The sequence below is a fragment of the Phycisphaerales bacterium genome, from assembly GCA_020852515.1.
Lineage (GTDB): Bacteria > Planctomycetota > Phycisphaerae > Phycisphaerales > UBA5793 > UBA5793.
The window spans coordinates 1-18,978 of sequence record JADZAS010000022.1 but is presented as its reverse complement, the minus strand read 5'-3'; the positions used below and the strand labels follow the sequence as shown (position 1 = coordinate 18,978).

The 18,978-nt window shown below is 60.9% G+C and carries 13 protein-coding genes, 1 rRNA gene and 1 pseudogene; 8 read left to right on the top strand and 7 right to left on the bottom strand.

Annotation, left to right across the window (positions count from 1 at the left end; genetic code table 11):
- The first annotated feature begins 11 nt into the window (after positions 1–11).
- Positions 12–1,778 (top strand): DNA polymerase/3'-5' exonuclease PolX, encoded by a 1,767-nt coding sequence (polX, locus tag IT430_14960; protein ID MCC6909238.1) that lies wholly within the window; start codon positions 12–14, stop codon positions 1,776–1,778.
- Positions 1,779–1,923: 145 nt separating this feature from the next.
- Here the strand turns inward: polX and IT430_14955 are convergent, their stop codons facing one another.
- Positions 1,924–2,268 carry a hypothetical protein gene (locus IT430_14955; protein ID MCC6909237.1) on the bottom strand — a complete coding sequence of 115 codons (345 nt, stop codon included), beginning with the start codon at positions 2,266–2,268 and terminating at the stop codon, positions 1,924–1,926.
- A 471-nt stretch (positions 2,269–2,739) separates the two neighbouring features.
- Here IT430_14955 and IT430_14950 point away from each other — a divergent pair, with 471 nt between their 5' ends.
- Positions 2,740–3,345 carry a thioredoxin family protein gene (locus tag IT430_14950; protein ID MCC6909236.1) on the top strand — a complete coding sequence of 202 codons (606 nt, stop codon included), beginning with the start codon at positions 2,740–2,742 and terminating at the stop codon, positions 3,343–3,345.
- Between the two features lie 148 nt (positions 3,346–3,493).
- Here IT430_14950 and IT430_14945 read toward each other — a convergent pair whose 3' ends face one another.
- On the bottom strand, positions 3,494–5,212 hold the full coding sequence (locus tag IT430_14945) for a B12-binding domain-containing radical SAM protein (protein ID MCC6909235.1): 1,719 nt from the start codon (positions 5,210–5,212) through the stop codon (positions 3,494–3,496).
- 9 nt (positions 5,213–5,221) lie between these two features.
- Here IT430_14945 and IT430_14940 point away from each other — a divergent pair, with 9 nt between their 5' ends.
- The 3 genes from IT430_14940 (at position 5,222) to IT430_14930 (ending at position 6,848) form a co-directional block, all read left to right on the top strand.
- Entirely contained in the window at positions 5,222–5,434 is a 213-nt protein-coding gene (locus IT430_14940; GenBank protein MCC6909234.1) for a hypothetical protein, read from the top strand.
- Between the two features lie 222 nt (positions 5,435–5,656).
- On the top strand, positions 5,657–5,956 hold the full coding sequence (locus IT430_14935) for a hypothetical protein (protein ID MCC6909233.1): 300 nt from the start codon (positions 5,657–5,659) through the stop codon (positions 5,954–5,956).
- 40 nt (positions 5,957–5,996) lie between these two features.
- On the top strand, positions 5,997–6,848 hold the full coding sequence (locus IT430_14930) for a hypothetical protein (GenBank protein ID MCC6909232.1): 852 nt from the start codon (positions 5,997–5,999) through the stop codon (positions 6,846–6,848).
- Between the two features lie 918 nt (positions 6,849–7,766).
- Here IT430_14930 and IT430_14925 read toward each other — a convergent pair.
- The 4 genes from IT430_14925 to IT430_14910 form a co-directional block, all read right to left on the bottom strand.
- Positions 7,767–8,459, bottom strand: coding sequence for a hypothetical protein (locus tag IT430_14925; GenBank protein MCC6909231.1), 693 nt, complete (start codon positions 8,457–8,459; stop codon positions 7,767–7,769).
- Between the two features lie 120 nt (positions 8,460–8,579).
- Positions 8,580–8,867 (bottom strand): BON domain-containing protein, encoded by a 288-nt coding sequence (locus IT430_14920; protein ID MCC6909230.1) that lies wholly within the window; start codon positions 8,865–8,867, stop codon positions 8,580–8,582.
- A gap of 244 nt (positions 8,868–9,111) precedes the next feature.
- Positions 9,112–9,603 (bottom strand): ferritin-like domain-containing protein, encoded by a 492-nt coding sequence (locus IT430_14915; GenBank protein MCC6909229.1) that lies wholly within the window; start codon positions 9,601–9,603, stop codon positions 9,112–9,114.
- Between the two features lie 1,021 nt (positions 9,604–10,624).
- Entirely contained in the window at positions 10,625–12,130 is a 1,506-nt protein-coding gene (locus IT430_14910; protein ID MCC6909228.1) for an FG-GAP repeat protein, read from the bottom strand.
- Positions 12,131–13,401: 1,271 nt separating this feature from the next.
- Between IT430_14910 and IT430_14905 the strand changes: the two genes are divergently transcribed.
- A 16S ribosomal RNA gene (locus IT430_14905) occupies positions 13,402–14,913 on the top strand.
- 525 nt (positions 14,914–15,438) lie between these two features.
- Positions 15,439–15,819, top strand: a complete 381-nt coding sequence (locus tag IT430_14900) for a cytochrome c family protein (protein MCC6909227.1) — start codon at positions 15,439–15,441, stop codon at positions 15,817–15,819.
- Positions 15,820–16,043: 224 nt separating this feature from the next.
- Here IT430_14900 and IT430_14895 read toward each other — a convergent pair.
- Positions 16,044–17,009 (bottom strand): annotated as a pseudogene (locus tag IT430_14895) (ISAs1 family transposase).
- Positions 17,010–17,499: 490 nt separating this feature from the next.
- Here IT430_14895 and IT430_14890 point away from each other — a divergent pair.
- Positions 17,500–18,858 (top strand): hypothetical protein, encoded by a 1,359-nt coding sequence (locus tag IT430_14890; protein MCC6909226.1) that lies wholly within the window; start codon positions 17,500–17,502, stop codon positions 18,856–18,858.
- Positions 18,859–18,978 lie beyond the last annotated feature (120 nt).

The window sequence follows — 18,978 nt, the reverse complement described above, 5'->3', positions numbered from 1 at the left end:
CCCTTATCCCGATGGCCACCAACACCAACTCCCGCCTCGCCCAAATCTTCGAGCAGATGGCCGCCGCACTCGAACTCACCGGCGCCAATCCCTTCCGCGTCAACTCCGATGCCCGCGTCGCGCGCCTGCTCGCCGAACTGCCCCAAGACGTCGAATCCTTCGTCGATGCGGACCCCCAGATAGGCCTCAAGCGCCTCTGCGAGATCCCCGGCATCGGCAAAGGCTCGGCCGAAAAGATCGTCGAGTTCCTCGAGACCGGCGAGATCGCCGAGCACACCGCGCTGCTCAACCAGGTGCCCGACGGCCTCTTCGGCGTGCTCGATATCCCCGGCCTTGGCCCCAAGACCGTCAAGGCCATGTGGGAGAAACTCGGCATCACTTCCATCGAAGATCTCAAGGGCAAACTCGACTCGCCCGAACTCCGCACCCTGCCCCGCATGGGTGAGAAGACCATCGAGAACATCCGCAAGGCGCTGCAGTTCAAGGAGCAGGGCGGCCAGCGCGCGCCCCTGGGCATCGTCCGCCCCGTCGCTATCGAACTCGTCGAATCGCTTCGCAAGGTCAAAGGCGCCCAGCGCGTCGAATTCGCCGGCAGTCTGCGCCGCGGCAAGGAAACCATCGGCGATATTGACATCCTCGCCGCCTGCAAAGACGCCGAGCCGATGCGCGAAGCCTTCTGCACCCATGAAGACGTCACCCAGGTCCTCTCGCGCGGCGACACGAAGTGCTCCGTCCGACTCGACGTGCGCGGCCTCGTCATCCAGGCCGACCTGCGGCTCGTTCCCGAAGCCAACTTCGGCGCCGCCTGGCTCTACTTCACCGGCTCCAAAGAGCACAACGTCCGCCTGCGCGAACGCGCCATCAAAAAGAAACACCGCCTCAACGAATACGGCCTCTACAAAGGACTCACCGAGCGCCCGCAGGACTCAGGCGAAGCGCCCGTCGCCGCCGCGAAAGAAGCCGACGTCTACAAGGCGCTCGGCCTGCCATACATCCCGCCTGAGATCCGCGAGGACCGCGGCGAACTCGATGCCGAAATCCCCGACCTCATCGAACTGTCTGACATCAAGGCCGAACTCCACGCCCACACCACCGCCAGCGACGGCAAGCTCACCATCGATGAACTCATCGACTGCGCCCAGCAGCGCGGCTACCACACCCTCGCCATCACCGACCACTCCGTGAGCAGCGTCATCGCCAATGGCCTCGACGTCACACGCCTCCGCGCGCATGTCAAATCAATCTGCGCCTGCGCCAGGAAGCGCAAAGACATCGCCGTCCTCTGCGGCACCGAGGTGGACATCCTTCCCGACGGCCGGCTCGATTATGACGATGAAGTGCTGGCGAGCCTCGATGTCGTCGTCGCCTCGCCCCACGTTTCGCTCCGCCAGGATTCAAAGACCGCCACGAAGCGCCTCCTCAAGGCGATCGAGAATCCATACGTGCACATCCTCGGCCACCCCACCGGCCGCATGGTCGGCGCGCGCGAGGGCCTCGAGCCCGACATGAACGAGATCATCGCCGCCGCAAAGCAGCACAACGTCGCGCTCGAAATCAACGCCAACTGGAAGCGCCTCGACCTGCGCGACATCCACGTCCGCGCCGCCGTGCAGGCCGGCTGCCTCATCGCCATCGACACCGACGCCCACCGAACCCAGCACTTCGACTATCTCATCTACGGCGTGCTCACCGGCCGGCGCGGCTGGCTCACCGCCGCCCAGTGCATCAACACCTGGCCCGCCAAAAAGCTCCACGCCTGGCTCAAGGGCAAGCGCTGATCGCCCCTCCGCCTCCCGTCCCTCGCACGTCAACGCGCGTCCCAAAAAAATGCGCGGCCGACGATCGCTCGCCGGCCGCGCCCAGGGTCCCAGAGCAACGGATCACATACTTCAGTGCGTGATCCACGCTTCAGAGCAGGGGGTCTTACTTCTGCGTCGTCACTTCCACGCGCGACGCCGTCTTCTCATCATGCGTCACCTTCGCGTTCCGGCCCGAAGCCAGCGCCAGGTCGCGGCTGACCTCCTTGCCGTCCAGCGTGAAGACCGTCTCCTTGTCGATCTGGATCGTCACGACCTGGTCGTCCGCCGCCTTGAGCGTGAAATTGCTCCAGTCGGCCGCCACCGTCATGATCATTCCTTCAGCCTCGTCCATGGCTGGTTCAACCATCACCCGCTGAAGCGAACTCATGAACGCTTCCGGGCACACGCCTGCGATCGCAGGAGTCGTCGCGAGGGCCAACGCAGTAGTGGTGATAAACATGATCTTCATTGTTAACCTCCTTTTGGCGGTTGAGTGTCTTCAGGCGGGTCGCGGAAGCGATCAGATTCAAGAGTCCGGTACTTCAGGACCTCGGCTTGCTTTACGTGGCCTTGCCCTGTGGGAAGGCCGCGATGTGGCGGAGCAAGCTCAGCGAAACCGACGCTCCCGCGCCCGCCATTGACAACACAATCTTTACGGCACCCCCGTGACGCCCGAATGAGTTCCCCGTGAATCCGGCCTCATCGCCCCCTACGGCCCCAAAACCGCCGAAAAATCTCGCAGAGTCTCTCGGTCCGTCTCCACTCGAACCCGCCGCCCTACTCCAAATCTGAAATCTCAAGTGTCTCCTCTCTCCTTTCCCTCTCTCGTCGCCGCCCCCAACTCCGGCCATTCCCCGACCACCACCCCTGATCCTTCCGCGCGTACCATCCTCCTTTACGCCATACACGGCAAACGACTCCAGCATCCGCAGGACCAGCCATGACCACCGTCGCCTCCGCCTCTGCATTCGCCCCCGCACTCAACCGCAACTTCCTCGCCGCTAAGTTCGAGGCCGGCCTCTCGTGGGACGATTACCTCGCCACCGGCAAACTCTCCCAGCAGGAAGCCTGGAAGGGCATCTACAACCAGATCACCCTCACCGATTCCCAGCGCAAACTCCTTGCCGATTTCAAGCGAGACATGCACGTCATCTGCATCTCCGGCATCTGGTGCGGCGACTGCGTCCAGCAGGGCCCCCTCCTCCAGCGCATCGCCGAAGCATCCGAGCGCATCAGCCTCGTCTGGCTCGACCGCGATCAGCACAAAGACCTCGCCGGCCTCGTGCACATCAACCAGGGCGCCCGCGTGCCCACCGTCCTCTTCCTCGCTGAAGACGATGAGTTCGTCTCCCTCTACGGCGACCGGACCCTCACGCGCTACCGCGCCCTGGCCGACTCCCAGCTTGGCCCCGCTTGCCCGCTGCCCGGCGCGCCCATCCCCACCGACCAGCTCCTCGCCACCCTTCAGGACTGGCTCGACGAGTTCGAACGCATCCAGCTCCTTCTCCGATTGAGCCCCCGCCTCCGCCAGAGACACAACGACTGACCGACGGGGTGCCCCAGGGGTGCCATGCTTCACCGGCTCTGCGTGAAGCATGCTGAGTGCAAACGTGCAACGACATCCCCCGTCATTCCTGCGCAGGCAGGAATCCACGAACGTGCGACGACCCGCGCCGGCGTACCCGGCATGCGGACTACGAGCGGGATCGACTCAGGCGGTCGGTCTGTTTCGACAAGCTCGCCGCAGGATCAATCGTGACCACGACGATCGGGCGCGTGTGGATCGATTGCGTCCCTTCGACGCTCTGCATCGGAATCGTGCTGCGCGGCGGTTGTGTATGCCGGCGAATCTTCATGAACATCAACCGAAACGCCCAGCCCAGTGTGCGGCGGATGTTCTGGATGTTGCCGAGCATGCCGAAGACCTGGGCGCTCGCGGGTTTATCGCCGACGCTGGTCTTTCTCAAGAGCGCCACGATCAGCCACCACGGGTTGTAGAAATACGAGTAACTCGCGAGGATGTTGAGTTGCTTCTTCCACGGGTGCTGGTGATGCGAAGCAATGACGTAGTTGCCGTCGTGCATGTACGGATCAACGCGCCGCCCGCCAACCCGATCGAACACCTGTCCAGAGGTGTAGGTCTCGTGGTACAACTTGCTGCCCGGCGAGGGCACGAGCATCAGCACCTGAAGCGACACGGCGCCCGCCCTTCGCAACAGGCGGACCTGGTTGAGCAGGCCGTAGTCGCCCTTGCGCGTGTACAGCGGTTGCGAGTCGTGGTGCATCATCATCGGCATCGGACAGATGCCCACCTCGCGCAGGGATAGGAACGCCTCGGTGGTCTTGTCGACGCTTTGACCCTTCCTGACGAAGGTTGCAGTCAGATCTTCGACCCCGATCCACAGCCCGCGGCATCCCGCCTCGCGCATCAGTGGCAGGTGCTCCTTCATCTTGAGTGTGTCGTGAACCGTGGCCTCAGTACCCCAACGGACTTTCGAACCAAGCCGCGATCCATCCACCTCGGTGCGGGCCAGGGTCTCGGCGATCTTCAGGGCGCGATCATGGTCGTTGAAGAAGTTGTCATCGGTGCCGAAAAAGTACCGAAGTCCATATTCGCCGTTGAGTCGGGCCATCTCATCGGCAATCCGTTCCGGGCTCTTGGTTCGATACTGCCTCTGGTTGTACGCGGGGATCGGACAGTACGGACAGGAGAACTTGCAGCCGAACGTCATCACGAGCGAACTGATCGGCGAATGCTTACGCACGCGATCCGCAGGCATCGCCCGAGGCGCAAGATTCGACGCCCGACTCGGCGCCTCGAGGAGCCGGTAGCCCAGAACCGGATGCGGCAACTCGTCCAGATCGCCAAGGAGCCTCTGCGTACCCGTATCAATCAACTTTTCGGCGACGCCATCACGTGCGCCCAGCGGGTAGACAAGACCGGGGATCTCGTCGAGCAGTCCTTTGTCGCGGGCCCGGGCAAACGCCAAGCGCATTGCTTCGCCTCTGGCGCGAACCGACAGCACTGCCTCGAGCAGGCTGAGCAGCACAAACTCCTCGCCCGTTACCGCCACATCAGGCCCGGAGGGATCATCCGGGTCGGCGCTGAAGACTTTGAACGGCTCGTACACCGCGTGCGATCCACCGACGACGATCAGCGGGCGATGGGCGGGATCAATCCTCCTCGCATCGCGGACCAGTTCCTTGCAGGCCGCCTCGTGCATTCCCATGCTCGAAACCATGAACAGGTCGGGGATGCGACCGTCCAGGCGCATCTGCGAGGGCCGGAATCGGCGATTCCACTGCTGGAGCACAAGCCGCGTCTTCTCGAAGCCGACGTCCGCCAGGGCCGAGCCGATCGCACGAATGCCCGCCGGCGCCATGCGCGTGTCGGCAAAGATGAACGGGAGCATCCGCGTGCGATGGTCGAACGCACAGGCGACGACGGTCGCCAGATCATGCAGCGGGGCATGGCGTCTGAGACGATGACGGAGGGCCGTCATCGCGCCGGGTTCGAGAAGTTCATCACCACGAGGCCGACGAGGAAGTTCCAAGGTCTCGTGCTCTCCTGCAAGGGGACTATCGTGAGCCAGACGACGACCCAGGCGGATTGCTGCGGTCGGCGCCGCACCTGAGCATCTTAGCAGCCCGAGGATGAACGCGTCGTCCATCGCCTCTCCGCGACGAGGTGGCGTGGCCCGGAGAAGCGTCCATGCCGCCTTCTGACGTCCCAATCAAGCCCATCCAGCCAAGAACACGAGTACACAAACGGACCAGGTATACCTGTCCCGCCTTCTTCCCCGTTTGCTTCGTCCACGACGAGCGCTGGCGGCTGCTGGCTGTCTATCGCGCTGACGATGACAATCAAGGAACTCTTCGTTCCCCACCAGGCGGGCCTTGACGGCAGCGGCACTTTCAATTACATTGACAGCGTGATCCTGCGCCAGAGAGACGCCAACTCGGGCTGGACCTGCTCTGCCCCTCGCCGGGAAGGCGCGGCCGACGGCACGCTCGAGGAAGCGGCGGACCGAATCATGGGTGAGGCGGACGGCGGCGGCGCTGGGTCTGGAGCACACGTTTCGGCCGCGGAAGGCGGTAACGGCATGAGCAGACCCGATAAAACGTACCTGTCCCGTTTTATTTCCAGCAATGAATGACATACTACAGCTCAAATCCTCGAATCACAGGAGGCGCTCAATGAAAGGGCATTCGACCATGGCGGCCTTGGCGATTCTCCTTGGGACTACCGTCGCTGTTCTCGGTGCCTCGGCCGCCGCAATCGAAAGAGGAAGACCTCCTTCGGAACGCACCCACATCCAATCTCGTGCCGACGCTGAGTCTTATTGGCAGTACTTGAGAGAAGCGCATTCGATGGTGGGCATTCCGCTCGGAATGCAAATGCCTGATGCCATACAGCTCCTCATTGTGCCGATCGGCTTACGCGCTCCGGCAGACCTGCCGTCCCCAATGAACAAAAAGTGCCTGGTTGACATCTATATCCGCGGCTCACGAGAGTCGTTGTTAGCGGTGTGCGAATCGCTGCAGGGCATCTTCGACGGATCGATGTCGGAACTCATTCAGATTCTTGGCCCCGACGGCAAGGAAATCGCGGTATACTCAGCTCTCGAGAAGGCGATGCAGATCCACCCCGGTGTGGTAGATTATAATGGCTATCTCGCTACGTCAGGCGGCGACTACATTATGATATACTCTGCTGTTGTGTATCTTGATGCACCGCTTGAGCAGGGGCAATTCTACTGTGTGAGATTCCGAACGGTCAAGGATATTCATTCTCCCGCGCATGAGGATCAGACGGTCATTGAGGCCGACGAGAGTCCGCTGTCAAACCTAGAGCGCCTCGTGCGATCTAAGGGTAATGCGGCCATCAGGGACTGTCATATTCACGTGGACGATGGTTGGAGGGAATTGGTCGCCATACATCGACGAGTGGCAAGACCAGACTCGAGCGAATCGCAAATGCTGATGGCGGCGCCAAGCACTGTATTCACAGCCGTCGATGGGGATGAGACCCAGGAGCTTAGGAAGTGACGCTGAGGTGGGCTCTAAAGGGGATTATTCTTGCCGCATCGGGGTGCGCCTTGTCGATCTGCGCATCGTGGACATGCGCACTGACTTTTGATGCGAGGACAGGTCGGCTCGAGGAACGAGCGGGAGGGAAGTGGCCAGACTCTATTCGCATTGCACGTCTTCCAGACAAACCGACGCATCAGTACACGCGAGACGCTGTCGGAGTTACAGTATCTGTGGCTGTGCGGCCTATGTTTGTAGAATCAGAATCCGATATTGCTGATTGGAGCCAAATCAAGTTCTCAAGCGGCTGGCCGTGGCGCTCGATGTACGGTTCGCGCACGACTCGGTCGCCGCTCTGGGACACCGAGAGAGGCCGCCCACAAGAGTTTCGGCACGGAGATTGGGGGGTCGAGTGGATGCGAAGGGTCGCAGAGTCTGGTGCATACTGCCCAATTGGGCACCTACCGGGACATCCAATCGCCATTGGATTACTTGCGAATACTGTATTCTATAGCATCGTGCTATATTGTATCTTTCAGTTGCCAAAGGATATTCGGCGGGTTGCGCGCGTATTTATGAAGGTCTGCCCGACCTGCGGCTACGACGTTCGAAATCTATATACGCCCGTATGCCCGGAGTGCGGGGGAGAGATAAAGAGGCAGGCGGATAGGCAAATTGGAGAAGAAAACAGGTCAAGTACGTTTATCGGATAAGAAAGCGGGACAGGTGCATTTGCCGAAGCGCCTCCTGCCGTCACCGCCTCTCGCGGTCGGCCGCGCCGCCGAAACGTGTCCTCCAGACCCAGCGCCGCCACCGTCCGCTTGACCCACGACGAATGGCAGCGCCTGCTCTCCATCCGAGGCAGGCCCCGGCTGGCACGCCGGATTGACCGGCGTGCCGACCGTGGCCTGGGTTTCCGGCTAATCAAATCACGCCTTAGATCGAATTGCGGTGAACTCGAACCGGATCACGCCCTGCTGTGGTCCGCGTGGCTGACTTCTCGGCGTCCGAGTAGTCACGAGCCCTGTCAACACGCTGCGCAGGCCCGACCCTCGCCGCTGCCTCTCGATTGCGACGTGCATCCGGCGATGACGCCTCCGTGTCTTCAGCTTCCGGAGCATCGCCCATCGAACCAGTGGTAATGTCCGTCGCGTGCTCGCTCTCGAAGATCTCTTTGGCCAAATCTACTTGCTCTGAGTCCTCAGCATGCACGGCGATGAGGATGTTTCCATCTTTCACTTTATCTTCATAGCGCTTGGCTTCGATCTCTGGAATGCCCATGCCGATCAGGGCCCCCGTGATGCCACCAATCGCTGCGCCGGCCGCGATACCGCTGAGCGACGCCATGATGGGGCCCGCGGCGATAAACGGGCCCAGCCCGGGAATCGCCAGCAGACCGATGCCGGCCAGAAGACCGATCGTGCCGCCGATGACGCCTCCCGCTCCCGCACCGGTGAGCGCGCCCTCGGGGGCCTTCGTGTTCATCTCGTGCGCAAAATCACGAGTTGTGGATTTGTCGGGGAACAGAACTGAGATGTCGTTGTCCGCAAACGGCCCGGCTTTCAAGCGGGAAACGATTGCATTGGCAACTGTCTCAGACGGTGCAACACAGAATACAGACTTACTCATTGATATGCTCCATCCTAAGTGTGTTCTATGCAACAGGCGTTGCAGGAACGTGTGGGGTGAACACTGATCGGGTATGAAACCGTCAGCGGGTCTGAACCATGCCATTCACGAACGCGAGAATCAGTTGGGACGGACTTCCAATTCGTTCATCACGTTGTTCGAGCCGGCAATCTGTACGGCGAGTCGTTCGATCAGATCCTTTTCGGCTTGGGAATCTACGACTCCTCGAAGCCAGACTGTGCCTGACTCGTCGGTAATGATCTTGCAGTTCTTCGCACCAACGGACAGCGTGTCATCTGCGATAACGGCCTGCCGAATATCAGCCGTCTGCTTGATATGCTCACTGGCCTGGGATTGATCCATCGGCGTCTTGCCGTCTTCCCCGACATCGTCCCTCGTCCCGTCCATGTGGTCGGCTGGAGTGGTCGGTGTGCCTCGGGCCGGCGCAGGTTGTGAAGTGCTCGCCGCGGGGGACTCATCCCTCGAGTCACAGCCGGCCAGACTGAAGACACAGCCGGCAGCGATCAACGCAATACAAGTCGTAGTGTGGTACATGACGAATCTCCGTTCCGTCGCAATGAAGGTGTCGCGATCAGAGGGGTTGGTGAACGAATCAGCGGGATTAGGTGCACGCAGAGCGAGACGATCTCCATCACACCATTGCGGCGTCATTGACAGCGCTCATGGCAAGCTTGGTGAGTTCCACATCTGAGTGCTTTTCCTCTTTCAGCGTCTTCTCCAGGAGCTTGGCGTCCTGCTCGCGGTCGAGCTTGGTCGCATACGTCCGCAGGCAGCCGTAGGAGGCAATTTCGTAGTGCTCGACTTTCTGAGCTGCACAGATGAGGCCGGCATCGCGAGCCTCTTCATCGCCCTCGTTCTTCATCACTCCGTCAGCTTCCTCCATCAGGCCCGCCGCCGCCGCGCACACCTGACGCCCGGCGGGCTTCTCCAGATCGCTCAGAATGCTGTCAAGCCGCTCCAGATGCACTTTTGTTTCCTCAAGGTGCTCCTCGAACGCCTTCTTCAGCTTCGGGTGATTGGCGGCCTTAGCCATCTTCGGCAGGGCTGTGATGATCTGGCGCTCGCAACTGTGCATGTCGCGAATCTGTTCCAGGTAGAGATCGGCAAGTGTATTGATCTTCATGTGGCTCTCCTTCAGAGGTATGTCAGTCGTGCATCGTCTTTCCGACTCAGAGTCGGATATGCCCCCGGTCACTCAGTCAGCGGCTTGCTTTGAAAGCCGTGTTCTCTACCGGCCTCAGTTCCGTATCAAGCGTGAGGTTGAGAGCCTCGCCGTTCACGACGACGCGCGGTGGAGCATCACGGGTTGGCTCTTGGCGTCCGTTGTCGGGTGCTTGCTTGTCTGCGGATGTGGTCTGTTCGGATGTTCGCACAAGGTTCCTTCCGATTTGCGCCCAGGTAGTAGCATGTCTTTGCTGCGTGAACCAAAAACGACAAGCCGACCAAGCTCCGCACATAAAGTGCAAAACTAGATCGGCTTATTCATCAACTGGCTTTTCGCTCAAGTTCCGGGGTTCCGGAGCGGGGAAGCGAACTGCCCTTTGCTTTATCTTCCGACGCGGAACGCTTGCCTGTTACAGGCTCCTCTCCGCGATCTACCACAAGTGTACGCTGCGGAATGAGGAATGCAAGCAGTATCTCTCTAAATGCCATGTCTCGGCGGGGATGTGACTACCAAACCGTCGTCTTTCCAACGGATAAGCCATGGAAAGCAGATTCGACATCCCCACACGATCGTGCCGGCACTTTCATCGACCCGGGCAGGAAAGCGGCAAGAAAACGGGACAAGCAAACAAACGGGAGCAAATACACGAGCAAACAAACGACAAGCACAAACGGGAAAGGTCGGACCGGTACGTGTTTTCTGGAGATCAGAGCGACCTCGGTCGTCGCGGCCCGCGACGCGCCTGGAACTTCTCATGCCTCGCCCTGCTCGACCTGCGCCCGGCGGCTACGCCTGCGTACGTCCTCAATCGCGGCGTCGAGTGCAGGGTGGATGAAGCGGACCGCGGCAGCGCCCGGCCCGGTGCACCAAATTCGCCCACGGGGCCGCCCGCGAAAGGCGGTAACGGCATGAATCGCACCCATAAGCGTACCTGCCCCGTTTTCTTGCCTCACCGCTGATGCGAAGCTGCATGGCGGCGCTAGTCAAGAAGAATCACGTTCGAGGTTTCGCAGTCAGCCAGATCGATCGCCTGCAAGTGTATTTGGCCGCAGGCCTGCTGCGTCACATACGCCGGAACAGCCGCGGAGCCGTCTAATCCGGCCTGCTTTGTGGTGGCGACTCGAATGCGCCCTTCGAGGCCAAGCCGTGTTCCGGCGCACGGGTTCCCATTCGGTATTGCGAATTCGCCCTCCCGCAGCGCGGCGAGAAGCGCCACTGTTGCGCCCGGCGTTGCGCGAGTGAATTTGAAGAGCATCGATCCCGGGCAAGATCCAAGCGATGCGAGTGTCAGTCCACACTCGATCGAAAAGACGTACGCAGCACCAGGGTTCTCGACGGGGCCGTTACCCGGTGATCCGACGATCGCGGTTGATCCCGCCACCGCGATGGCCCAGCCGAGCTGGCGAATCGCGCCCCCATCAGGCGCGACAACTTTCCTCAGTTCTACCCCGGTCGAAGCATCAAAGAGGTACACCGCGCCGGCTCGGAATCCGAGATGGGAGTCGCCCGATGCGCCAACCAGAATCCGGTTCCCGTCGACGGCGACGGAGCGCCCAAAGTACTTGCCCGAGGTGACGTCCGCCGGCACGAGTTTGAGCAGTTGCTCGCCGGTCGAAGCATCAAATACGAAAACGGCGCCGCATTGCTGAGCGCCCTCGGCTCGATATGGAGCGCCCACCACCGCCAGTCCGCCTCGAATAGCAACGGATGCGCCGAACTCATCCCGTTCCGCTCCAACATCCGGAATCAGTTTGCATACCTCGACGCCCGTCAGAGCGTCGAATACGTATGCGGCGCCGGATCGTGCTGCATAGATGTTTGCCCCGGGCGCGCCCACCACGACGTGGCGACCATCCGTCGCCACCACCTCTCCGAATCGATTGGCCTCCGCTCCATCCGACGCCAGGATCTTGCGAATCTGCCGACCTGTATTCGTATTAAAAAGGTAGACCGCTCCGGCGCCGTTGGCTCGTTCATCATCGCCGGTAGCGCCGATGATCGCCGTGGATCCGATCAGCGCGACGGAAGCGCCAAACGAATCACCAAGGTCGCGATCTTCCGCGGCGAGTTCAAAGAGCAACTCGTATGAATCTGCATCAAAGACGAACACCGAACCTCGATTGGCGTCATCCTTGCGCGCGCCGATCACGATTCGGCTCCCGCTGAACGCCACCGTCTCGCCAAACTCATCCCCGGCCGTCCCGTCGCCGGCGATGAACTTGGCGAGTTCTTCCCCCGTCACGTAGTTGAAGAGGTACGCCGCGCCTGCGTTCTCCGCGGGATCCTCCGCGTAACTGGCCCCCACAACAGCGCGATCTCCGCTGATGGCGATCGCCGTGCCGAACAGGTCGCCTTCCCTCCCGTCGGACGAAACGAGTTGCCGCTCAAAAATCAAATCGCATTGGGCGTGGACGGATGTCGCCCACGACGCCGCAGCGAGAATGCACAGAACGCCGATCGGATACACCTGATATCGAGCTGACATTTCATCCCTCCGTCTACTTGTCGGGTCCACCGCTCGGGATGGTGCCCCCTGTCGACCGAGTCAGGCTGATTGGCCGAGATCACGCCGACACGTCGCCAGGACCCGGGCCGTTCCAGAATTATGCCGCATCCCCCGTTTCACCCGCTCAGGCAATCCGCCCTCATCTGCGGGCAAGAAAACGGGACAGGCAAGAAAACGGGCAAGGGGCAAGAAAACGGGGCAAGAAAACGGGACAGGTACGTTTATTAGGTCTGCTCATGCCGCTGCCCCTTCCTCGGCCGGCCGCGCGGCCGAAACATGTGCTGCAAACCCATCGCCGCCGCCGTCCGCCTCACTCACGATGCGGTCCGCCGCTTCCTCCAGCGTGCCGGCCGCCGCGCCTTGCCGGCGAGGGGCAGAGCGGGTCCAGCCCGAGTTGGCGAATCGCTCGAAGTGCCTCACCCGCTCAATGTACCAGAAGCAGCCCCCGGTTGTCAAAGGGCCCCCGCACAGCACTGCTTCGGCGCCGGCGGCCCCCGGAGGCCACAACCCCTTCCCGAAATCACCGGCAGCCTCGTGAAAGACTCTGCCAACCACCCAAACCCCCTTGCGGCCTCGCGAACCCCCTCGAGTTTGACGCCATTTCGCCATCCACCGCCATCCACCGCCATCCACCGCCATCCATGGCCTCGGGACCACTTTCCACATGGCCGGCGGCGCGTCAGGTGCTTCCCGCAGTCCTGGCATGTCCCAAGGGGCCCCGACGGCGCAAGATCTTCAAAAACAGCCGTTTGCGGCAGCCTGGAGCGGAATCGGGCGCGGCGGCAATCAAAAATGATCTTCGCTGCCTTGACCCTCTCGGGGTGCAGTCTATCATCCCCTTGCGTGTCGTTGAACGGCGACGTTCATCGGCTGATTTGTCATCCAGTCATCGAACCGGCCCCGGCCGACCATCGTAGGACTGCGACTGACCCGCTCTTTGAAAAGTGAACAGTTGGGTAAATGTACAAACGCCGCGAGGGTGCGGCCCGAGGTCAGCCTTTCACAGGGCTGGCGGAGGGCGAAATCCATCGGTCGGGGGGTCACAGCCCCGGCCTGGAAGCATCCTTGTGACGCTGAATTCAATTCCAGCGAATGGATGGTTTCCATTTGTCCGTTGTCTAGCCGCAACGGAATCGATCTTCGGATCGAATGACCCACCCGCGCCGGCCGATTCGGCTGGCGGGGGTGTACAGGCAAACTACTCATCGATGCGTCAACGATCGGGTTCGTCCCGGTCGTGCAACGATAATCAATTGAAGAGTTTGATCCTGGCTCAGATTGAACGCTGGCGGCATGGCTAAAACATGCAAGTCGAACGAGGTTTTTTCTTCGGATAAAACTTAGTGGCGAAAGGGCGAGTAATGCATTTCTGACGTACCCCGAGGTTCAGGATAGCCCAGGGAAACCTGGAGTAATACTGGATGCGGTCAACGGGTCTAGAAGCCGTTGATCAAAGGAGCAATCCGCCTTGGGAGCGGGAAATGTCCTATCAGGTTGTTGGTGGGGTAATGGCCTACCAAGCCGAAGACGGGTAGCGGGTGTGAGAGCACGGCCCGCCGCATCGGGACTGAGACACTGCCCGGACTCCTACGGGAGGCTGCAGTAACGAATATTCCACAATGCGCGAAAGCGTGATGGAGCAATGCCGCGTGCAGGATGAAGGCCTTCGGGTTGTAAACTGCTGTCAGGGGTCAGAAATTCTGATCAGCCCCAAAGGAAGAGACGGCTAACTCTGTGCCAGCAGCCGCGGTAATACAGAGGTCTCGAGCGTTAATCGGAATCACTGGGCTTAAAGCGTACGCAGGCGGACCGGTAAGTACTTTGTGAAATCCCCCGGCTCAACCGGGGAACTGCTTGGTATACTGCCGGTCTTGAGCATGGTAGAGGCGGTCGGAACGATAGGTGGAGCGGTGAAATGCGTAGATATCTATCGGAACGCCGAAGGTGAAGACAGGCCGCTGGGCCATTGCTGACGCTCAGGTACGAAAGCGTGGGGAGCGAACGGGATTAGATACCCCGGTAGTCCACGCCCTAAACGATGTGCACTAGATCAGGGAGGTTCTGATACCCTCCGGGTCGAAGCAAAAGTGTTAAGTGCACCGCCTGGGGAGTACGGTCGCAAGGCTAAAACTCAAAGGAATTGACGGGGGCTCACACAAGCGGTGGAGCATGTGGCTTAATTCGAAGCAACGCGAAGAACCTTATCCTGGGCTTGACATGCACGGATTAGCATATGGAAACATATGTGACGCGGTTTACCGTGGAACGTGCACAGGTGCTGCATGGCTGTCGTCAGCTCGTGCTGTGAAGTGTCGGGTTAAGTCCCTCAACGAGCGAAACCCCTGTCGTTAGTTGCCAGCGAGTCATGTCGGGGACTCTAACGAGACTGCCGGTGTCAAACCGGAGGAAGGTGGGGATGACGTCAAGTCCTCATGGCCTTTATGTCCAGGGCTGCACACGTGCTACAATGGCATGTACAAAGCGATGCAATACCGCGAGGTGGAGCAAATCGCACAAAGCATGCCCCAGTTCAGATTGCAGTCTGCAACTCGACTGCATGAAGTTGGAATCGCTAGTAATCGCGGATCAGCTACGCCGCGGTGAATACGTTCCTGAGCCTTGTACACACCGCCCGTCAAGTCATGGAAGCCGGGAGCACCCGAAGCCGCCCCACCTCAGGGGTGTCTACGGTGAGATCGGTGACTGGGACTAAGTCGTAACAAGGTAGCCGTAGGGGAACCTGCGGCTGGATCACCTCCTTTCTACGGGATCCGTAGACACCCTCCCGGAGCGATCCGGTTGGTGAAATCGTCATCACAACCTCGTCTCTCTCACGAGAGGCGGCCGTCCGGCAACGTTCGGCTAAGCGCCCTTCCAACTGTTCCCTTGTCAACGATCGGCCATACCAAACCGAATCAATCCACGCGGCGACAGGTCTCCCTGCCGCCGCGGTTGTTTTATAGGCTCGACACATAGACTCGACACGTCGCTACACGACGCGACGACAGGTGGGCAAAGCCCGCCGATGCGGTGTACTCGCCGCTTCGGCGGGGTCCGACGGATGTTCGACAGCTCCCGCCTTGTTGTAAATACCACTTAATATTTTTACACTTGTCCCCCATTGGACTGAAGATCGTCTTCGGCCCGGCACAGGGATTTCCCCGGCATCACGGACGTTTCTCCCGCTTCCCGCCATCCTCCCACTTCCGCACCAGCCGTGACGTCCTTCGAAATCCAGCTTCGTGGTCTGGTTCAACAGAAAGGTTGGGCGACCGATGAAGAGAGAAATGATGTGGGGTGGCGTGTTCCTGATGGCGGGTTCCTTGGCGATGGGCATGGCCATGGCGGCCTCCGAAGCCCCTGCCGGCGATGCGGCCGCGGGTAAAAGTACGTTCAGGCAGTGCATGGCGTGCCACGCCGTGGAACAGGGCAAAAACAAGGTCGGTCCCAGCCTCTTCGGTGTGGTCGGCCGAAAAGCGGCCTCGATCGAGGGCTACAAGTACTCCAACCCCATGATCGAGTCCGGCCTCACGTGGTCGCAGGAAAACCTCATGAAATATCTTCAGGATCCCAAAGGCACCGTCCCCGGCGGCAAAATGGCCTTCGCCGGCATCAAGAAAGTGGAAGACGTGAAGAATGTGATCGCCTACCTCGAAGAGCAAAAGTAAGCTTCTCCAACAACCAGATTTCCCTCTCGCGGCGACAGGTTCCCCCCTGCCGCCGCGATTGTTTTCGGCACACGCGACAAGTCACGGCGCTCCATGCGGACAAAGCCCGTCGATGCGGTGTACTCACCGCTTCGGCGGGGTCCCCCGCGCTACTTCCCTTCTCGCCTCTTCCCCCACCGCAGGGCAATTGCATCTAAATCCATCCTTGCAGCACCCGCAGCGGATTAAGATTCGCTCCAGCCCGCTTTGAGACGTTTGACGGCCAGGCCCCGTTTGCAGGTTCTCTCATTCTTCAGCAGGTTCAAGACGATCTTGCGCAACAGCGCCATGTTGGCGGCGGCGTGGCCGGTGCGGACACGGCGGTGGTCCTCGTCGAACGCCACGTCCAACGACCAGTGCAGCTTGTTCTCGATCGCCCAGTGGCTGCGGATCGCATGACCCATCCACTTGGCGCTCACATGCTCGTGGCTGGCGATGTAGTAGGCCCGTTCCACGCTGGTGCCCTGGCTGGTGGTCCGGCGGCGCTCCACCATGACGAACTGACGCAGACCCGGCCAGTCATCCAGACGCGCCGTCACTTCGCTGATGCCCTCGGTGCACCAGACCTTGCGAACCTCCACCCGGCCATGATCGCCGTCGGTGGTCTGGTGATGGTCGAACTTCAAGCCGGGACCGGGATGATCAGCGATCTCGTGCATCGTGCGACGCACTTCCTCGAACAGATTCAACTGGTTCTCCTTGACCGACAGCACGTAATCGCCGCCCTGCTCCACGATCTGTTGAGCAATGGCCTTCTGGCAACCCATGGCGTCAATGGTCACGGTTGCCCCGGAAATATCGAGAATTTTCAGCAGTTTGGGAATCGCCGTGATCTCATTGCTCTTGTCCTCGACCGCCACCTGACCCAGCGACAGACAAGCGTCACCCGCCCAGTCGCTGACCAGATGCAGCGCCGACTTGAGACTGGCCTTATCCAGGGAGCGACGCAGCGTCTTGCCGTCGATGTTGACCACGTCGCCCGCCAGGTCTTCGCACAAGGTTTGCACCCACTGGCTGAAGCACTCGGCGAACGCGGCGGCGTCGGGCATGGCGAACACCCGTCCGAACGTGTCATGCGAAGGAATGCCGTTGGGCAGTTTCAGGAACGTGCGAAGCCATGGCTCCTTGTCCCGCCCGAACTCCTCGACATCTGTTCAGCCGTCGGCGCCGCAGATGAAGCCACAGATGGCGATGGTGAGGATGTCGGTCAGGTCGTGTTCTATTGGTTCGATTCACGCGCGGGTCGGGCAAGTTGGCGAAATGCTGGACGCCCAACAACGCCCGCATCGCCCCATCGACGGCCCTATTCGTGCCCGTGACCCCCCGACCACCGATGCACGACCCCGCCGAGTGACCCCGCCGAGACTGGGAACCGGCCACAACGCAGATGGCTCTTCATGGACCCACGCACGAATCCATTGACGACGCATCATCGGATACGTAAAGTGTATTTACAGGTGCGGGCGGAGATCACCCGCCTTTTCAACTGCACTGTGTTCCGGGAGTCCATGCAATCAAACGGTTCGTTTCCGCGTTGAATCCAATGGCTGCGGCTGCGGGGCTGCGGCGGGGTATACGAACCGCAAAGGTCAGGCCATGAACACATTCAGGGGGACAAGATGGGGGTGGCGGTGCGCGCTTTTGTTCGTGCTGGTGGGCCTGGGATCGCCGACCTTGCTGCGGGCGGTGATGGGTCGCCGGGATGTCTCGCAACGTCCGAGGCTCGCATCCGTTTCCGCTCCAGCCGCCGGCGTTCAACAGCCCACGCCGCCTGATCTGGTGACATCGACGGCCCCGGCGGCGAAATGGGAAGTCGCCAGCGTGCAGGTGCAACGAGCCTCGGGCCGCGAACTGACGCTCTGTCACGCGCAGGGCCAGTCGTACCCTTCTCCGACCTGGATCGGCCATCGTCCCGCATCGCCCGTGGTGGTGAAGCGAGGTGATCGTCTTCAGGCGGAACTTTGCCTGATCCCCAAAGATCCAGCGATCAGCGACAACGTGCAGGTGCTCGGCTGGTCGGCGCGACTGGGCTTTCTTGGCCCCGTCGTGCCGCGGCGAACGGGCAGCTTCTGGGTCGCTCGCGGCCTGACCGCCGCCAGGCCCGTGCAAAACCGTGCCGGCATGTACGATCCCCTGACCCTGCAATGGTGGATCAGCGTGGACCAGGGCAAAACGTGGTCCTCGCTGACCACGACGACCATTCCCGTGTACATCCTGATGAACGAGCCGGAGCCGTCGGCGGTGCTGGTCGACACGCTGGTGGACCTGACCTGTCGTGCGGGGACCAATGCCGTGGATCGCCGGGGCCTGCTCATGGGTCTCTGGCCTCGGTTTGCTTCGCTGCAGGTCAGCCGGCTCGATGGCCGGAAGCTGTGCTACTACGGAAACTGGTCGACCGAAGCCGTCAGCACAGCCGACCTGCTGGCTGCCGGCGACGGCCAGTGCGACGCCTGGGTGAACCTGCTGCGGGACATGCTGGCGATCCATGGCGTGGCTGGCGGTGTGGAGCCGGTGCGCATCCTGCCCCCCAGCACGTCCGATTGTCGGACGAATCGGCTGCTGCTGGGCGCGTGGCAACGCGACGCCGACGGTCCAGGCCGCGCCAGCCCGTTGCCCTTCCTCAACATCGCACGCAATCCCATCGGCGATCACGGCCAGTATCACTGGGCCTACACCGAATTGAAGCCCACCGGCAATCTCCCCGGACAGGGCGGCACAACTCCCCCACGCGAGTTCCACTATCACATGCTGCTGAACATCGACGGCACGCTTTACGACCCCAGCTACGGACGGACGTACAACAGCCTCGAACAGTTCGAGAACCAGATGGTCTTCGGTTACGCCATGTGGATGCCGGGGAAATTCGACGAAGCCAACATGAACCTCGATCTCGACGGCGACGGCGACAAAACCGATGCCCAGGTCCCCGTCAACTGCTTCGCCCTCGGCCCCCGCGACACCGTCCGCGCCGAAGCCCGCATGGTCATGGCGGCACGATGACAGGGCAACCGCATGTGCTGTTTCCGTGGTTGCACGATTCAATGACCGAATGACCCAATCTGAATGACGAATGAAATAACCACGTTTTCGGCGTTTCGTCATTCGGATTTGGACCTTCGT

What these genes read in the sequence shown, in the direction of transcription:
- IT430_14955 (MCC6909237.1), bottom strand. Translation starts at nt 2,268, where the DNA reads ATGAAGATCATGTTTATCACCACTACTGCGTTGGCCCTCGCGACGACT.
- IT430_14920 (MCC6909230.1), bottom strand. Translation starts at nt 8,867, where the DNA reads ATGGACGGGACGAGGGACGATGTCGGGGAAGACGGCAAGACGCCGATG.
- IT430_14915 (MCC6909229.1), bottom strand. Translation starts at nt 9,603, where the DNA reads ATGAAGATCAATACACTTGCCGATCTCTACCTGGAACAGATTCGCGAC.
- IT430_14935 (MCC6909233.1), top strand. Translation starts at nt 5,657, where the DNA reads ATGACAATCAAGGAACTCTTCGTTCCCCACCAGGCGGGCCTTGACGGC.
- IT430_14950 (MCC6909236.1), top strand. Translation starts at nt 2,740, where the DNA reads ATGACCACCGTCGCCTCCGCCTCTGCATTCGCCCCCGCACTCAACCGC.
- polX (MCC6909238.1), top strand. Translation starts at nt 12, where the DNA reads ATGGCCACCAACACCAACTCCCGCCTCGCCCAAATCTTCGAGCAGATG.
- IT430_14945 (MCC6909235.1), bottom strand. Translation starts at nt 5,212, where the DNA reads ATGCTCCCGTTCATCTTTGCCGACACGCGCATGGCGCCGGCGGGCATT.
- IT430_14940 (MCC6909234.1), top strand. Translation starts at nt 5,222, where the DNA reads ATGGTCGAACGCACAGGCGACGACGGTCGCCAGATCATGCAGCGGGGC.
- IT430_14900 (MCC6909227.1), top strand. Translation starts at nt 15,439, where the DNA reads ATGATGTGGGGTGGCGTGTTCCTGATGGCGGGTTCCTTGGCGATGGGC.
- IT430_14930 (MCC6909232.1), top strand. Translation starts at nt 5,997, where the DNA reads ATGAAAGGGCATTCGACCATGGCGGCCTTGGCGATTCTCCTTGGGACT.
- IT430_14910 (MCC6909228.1), bottom strand. Translation starts at nt 12,130, where the DNA reads ATGTCAGCTCGATATCAGGTGTATCCGATCGGCGTTCTGTGCATTCTC.
- IT430_14925 (MCC6909231.1), bottom strand. Translation starts at nt 8,459, where the DNA reads ATGAGTAAGTCTGTATTCTGTGTTGCACCGTCTGAGACAGTTGCCAAT.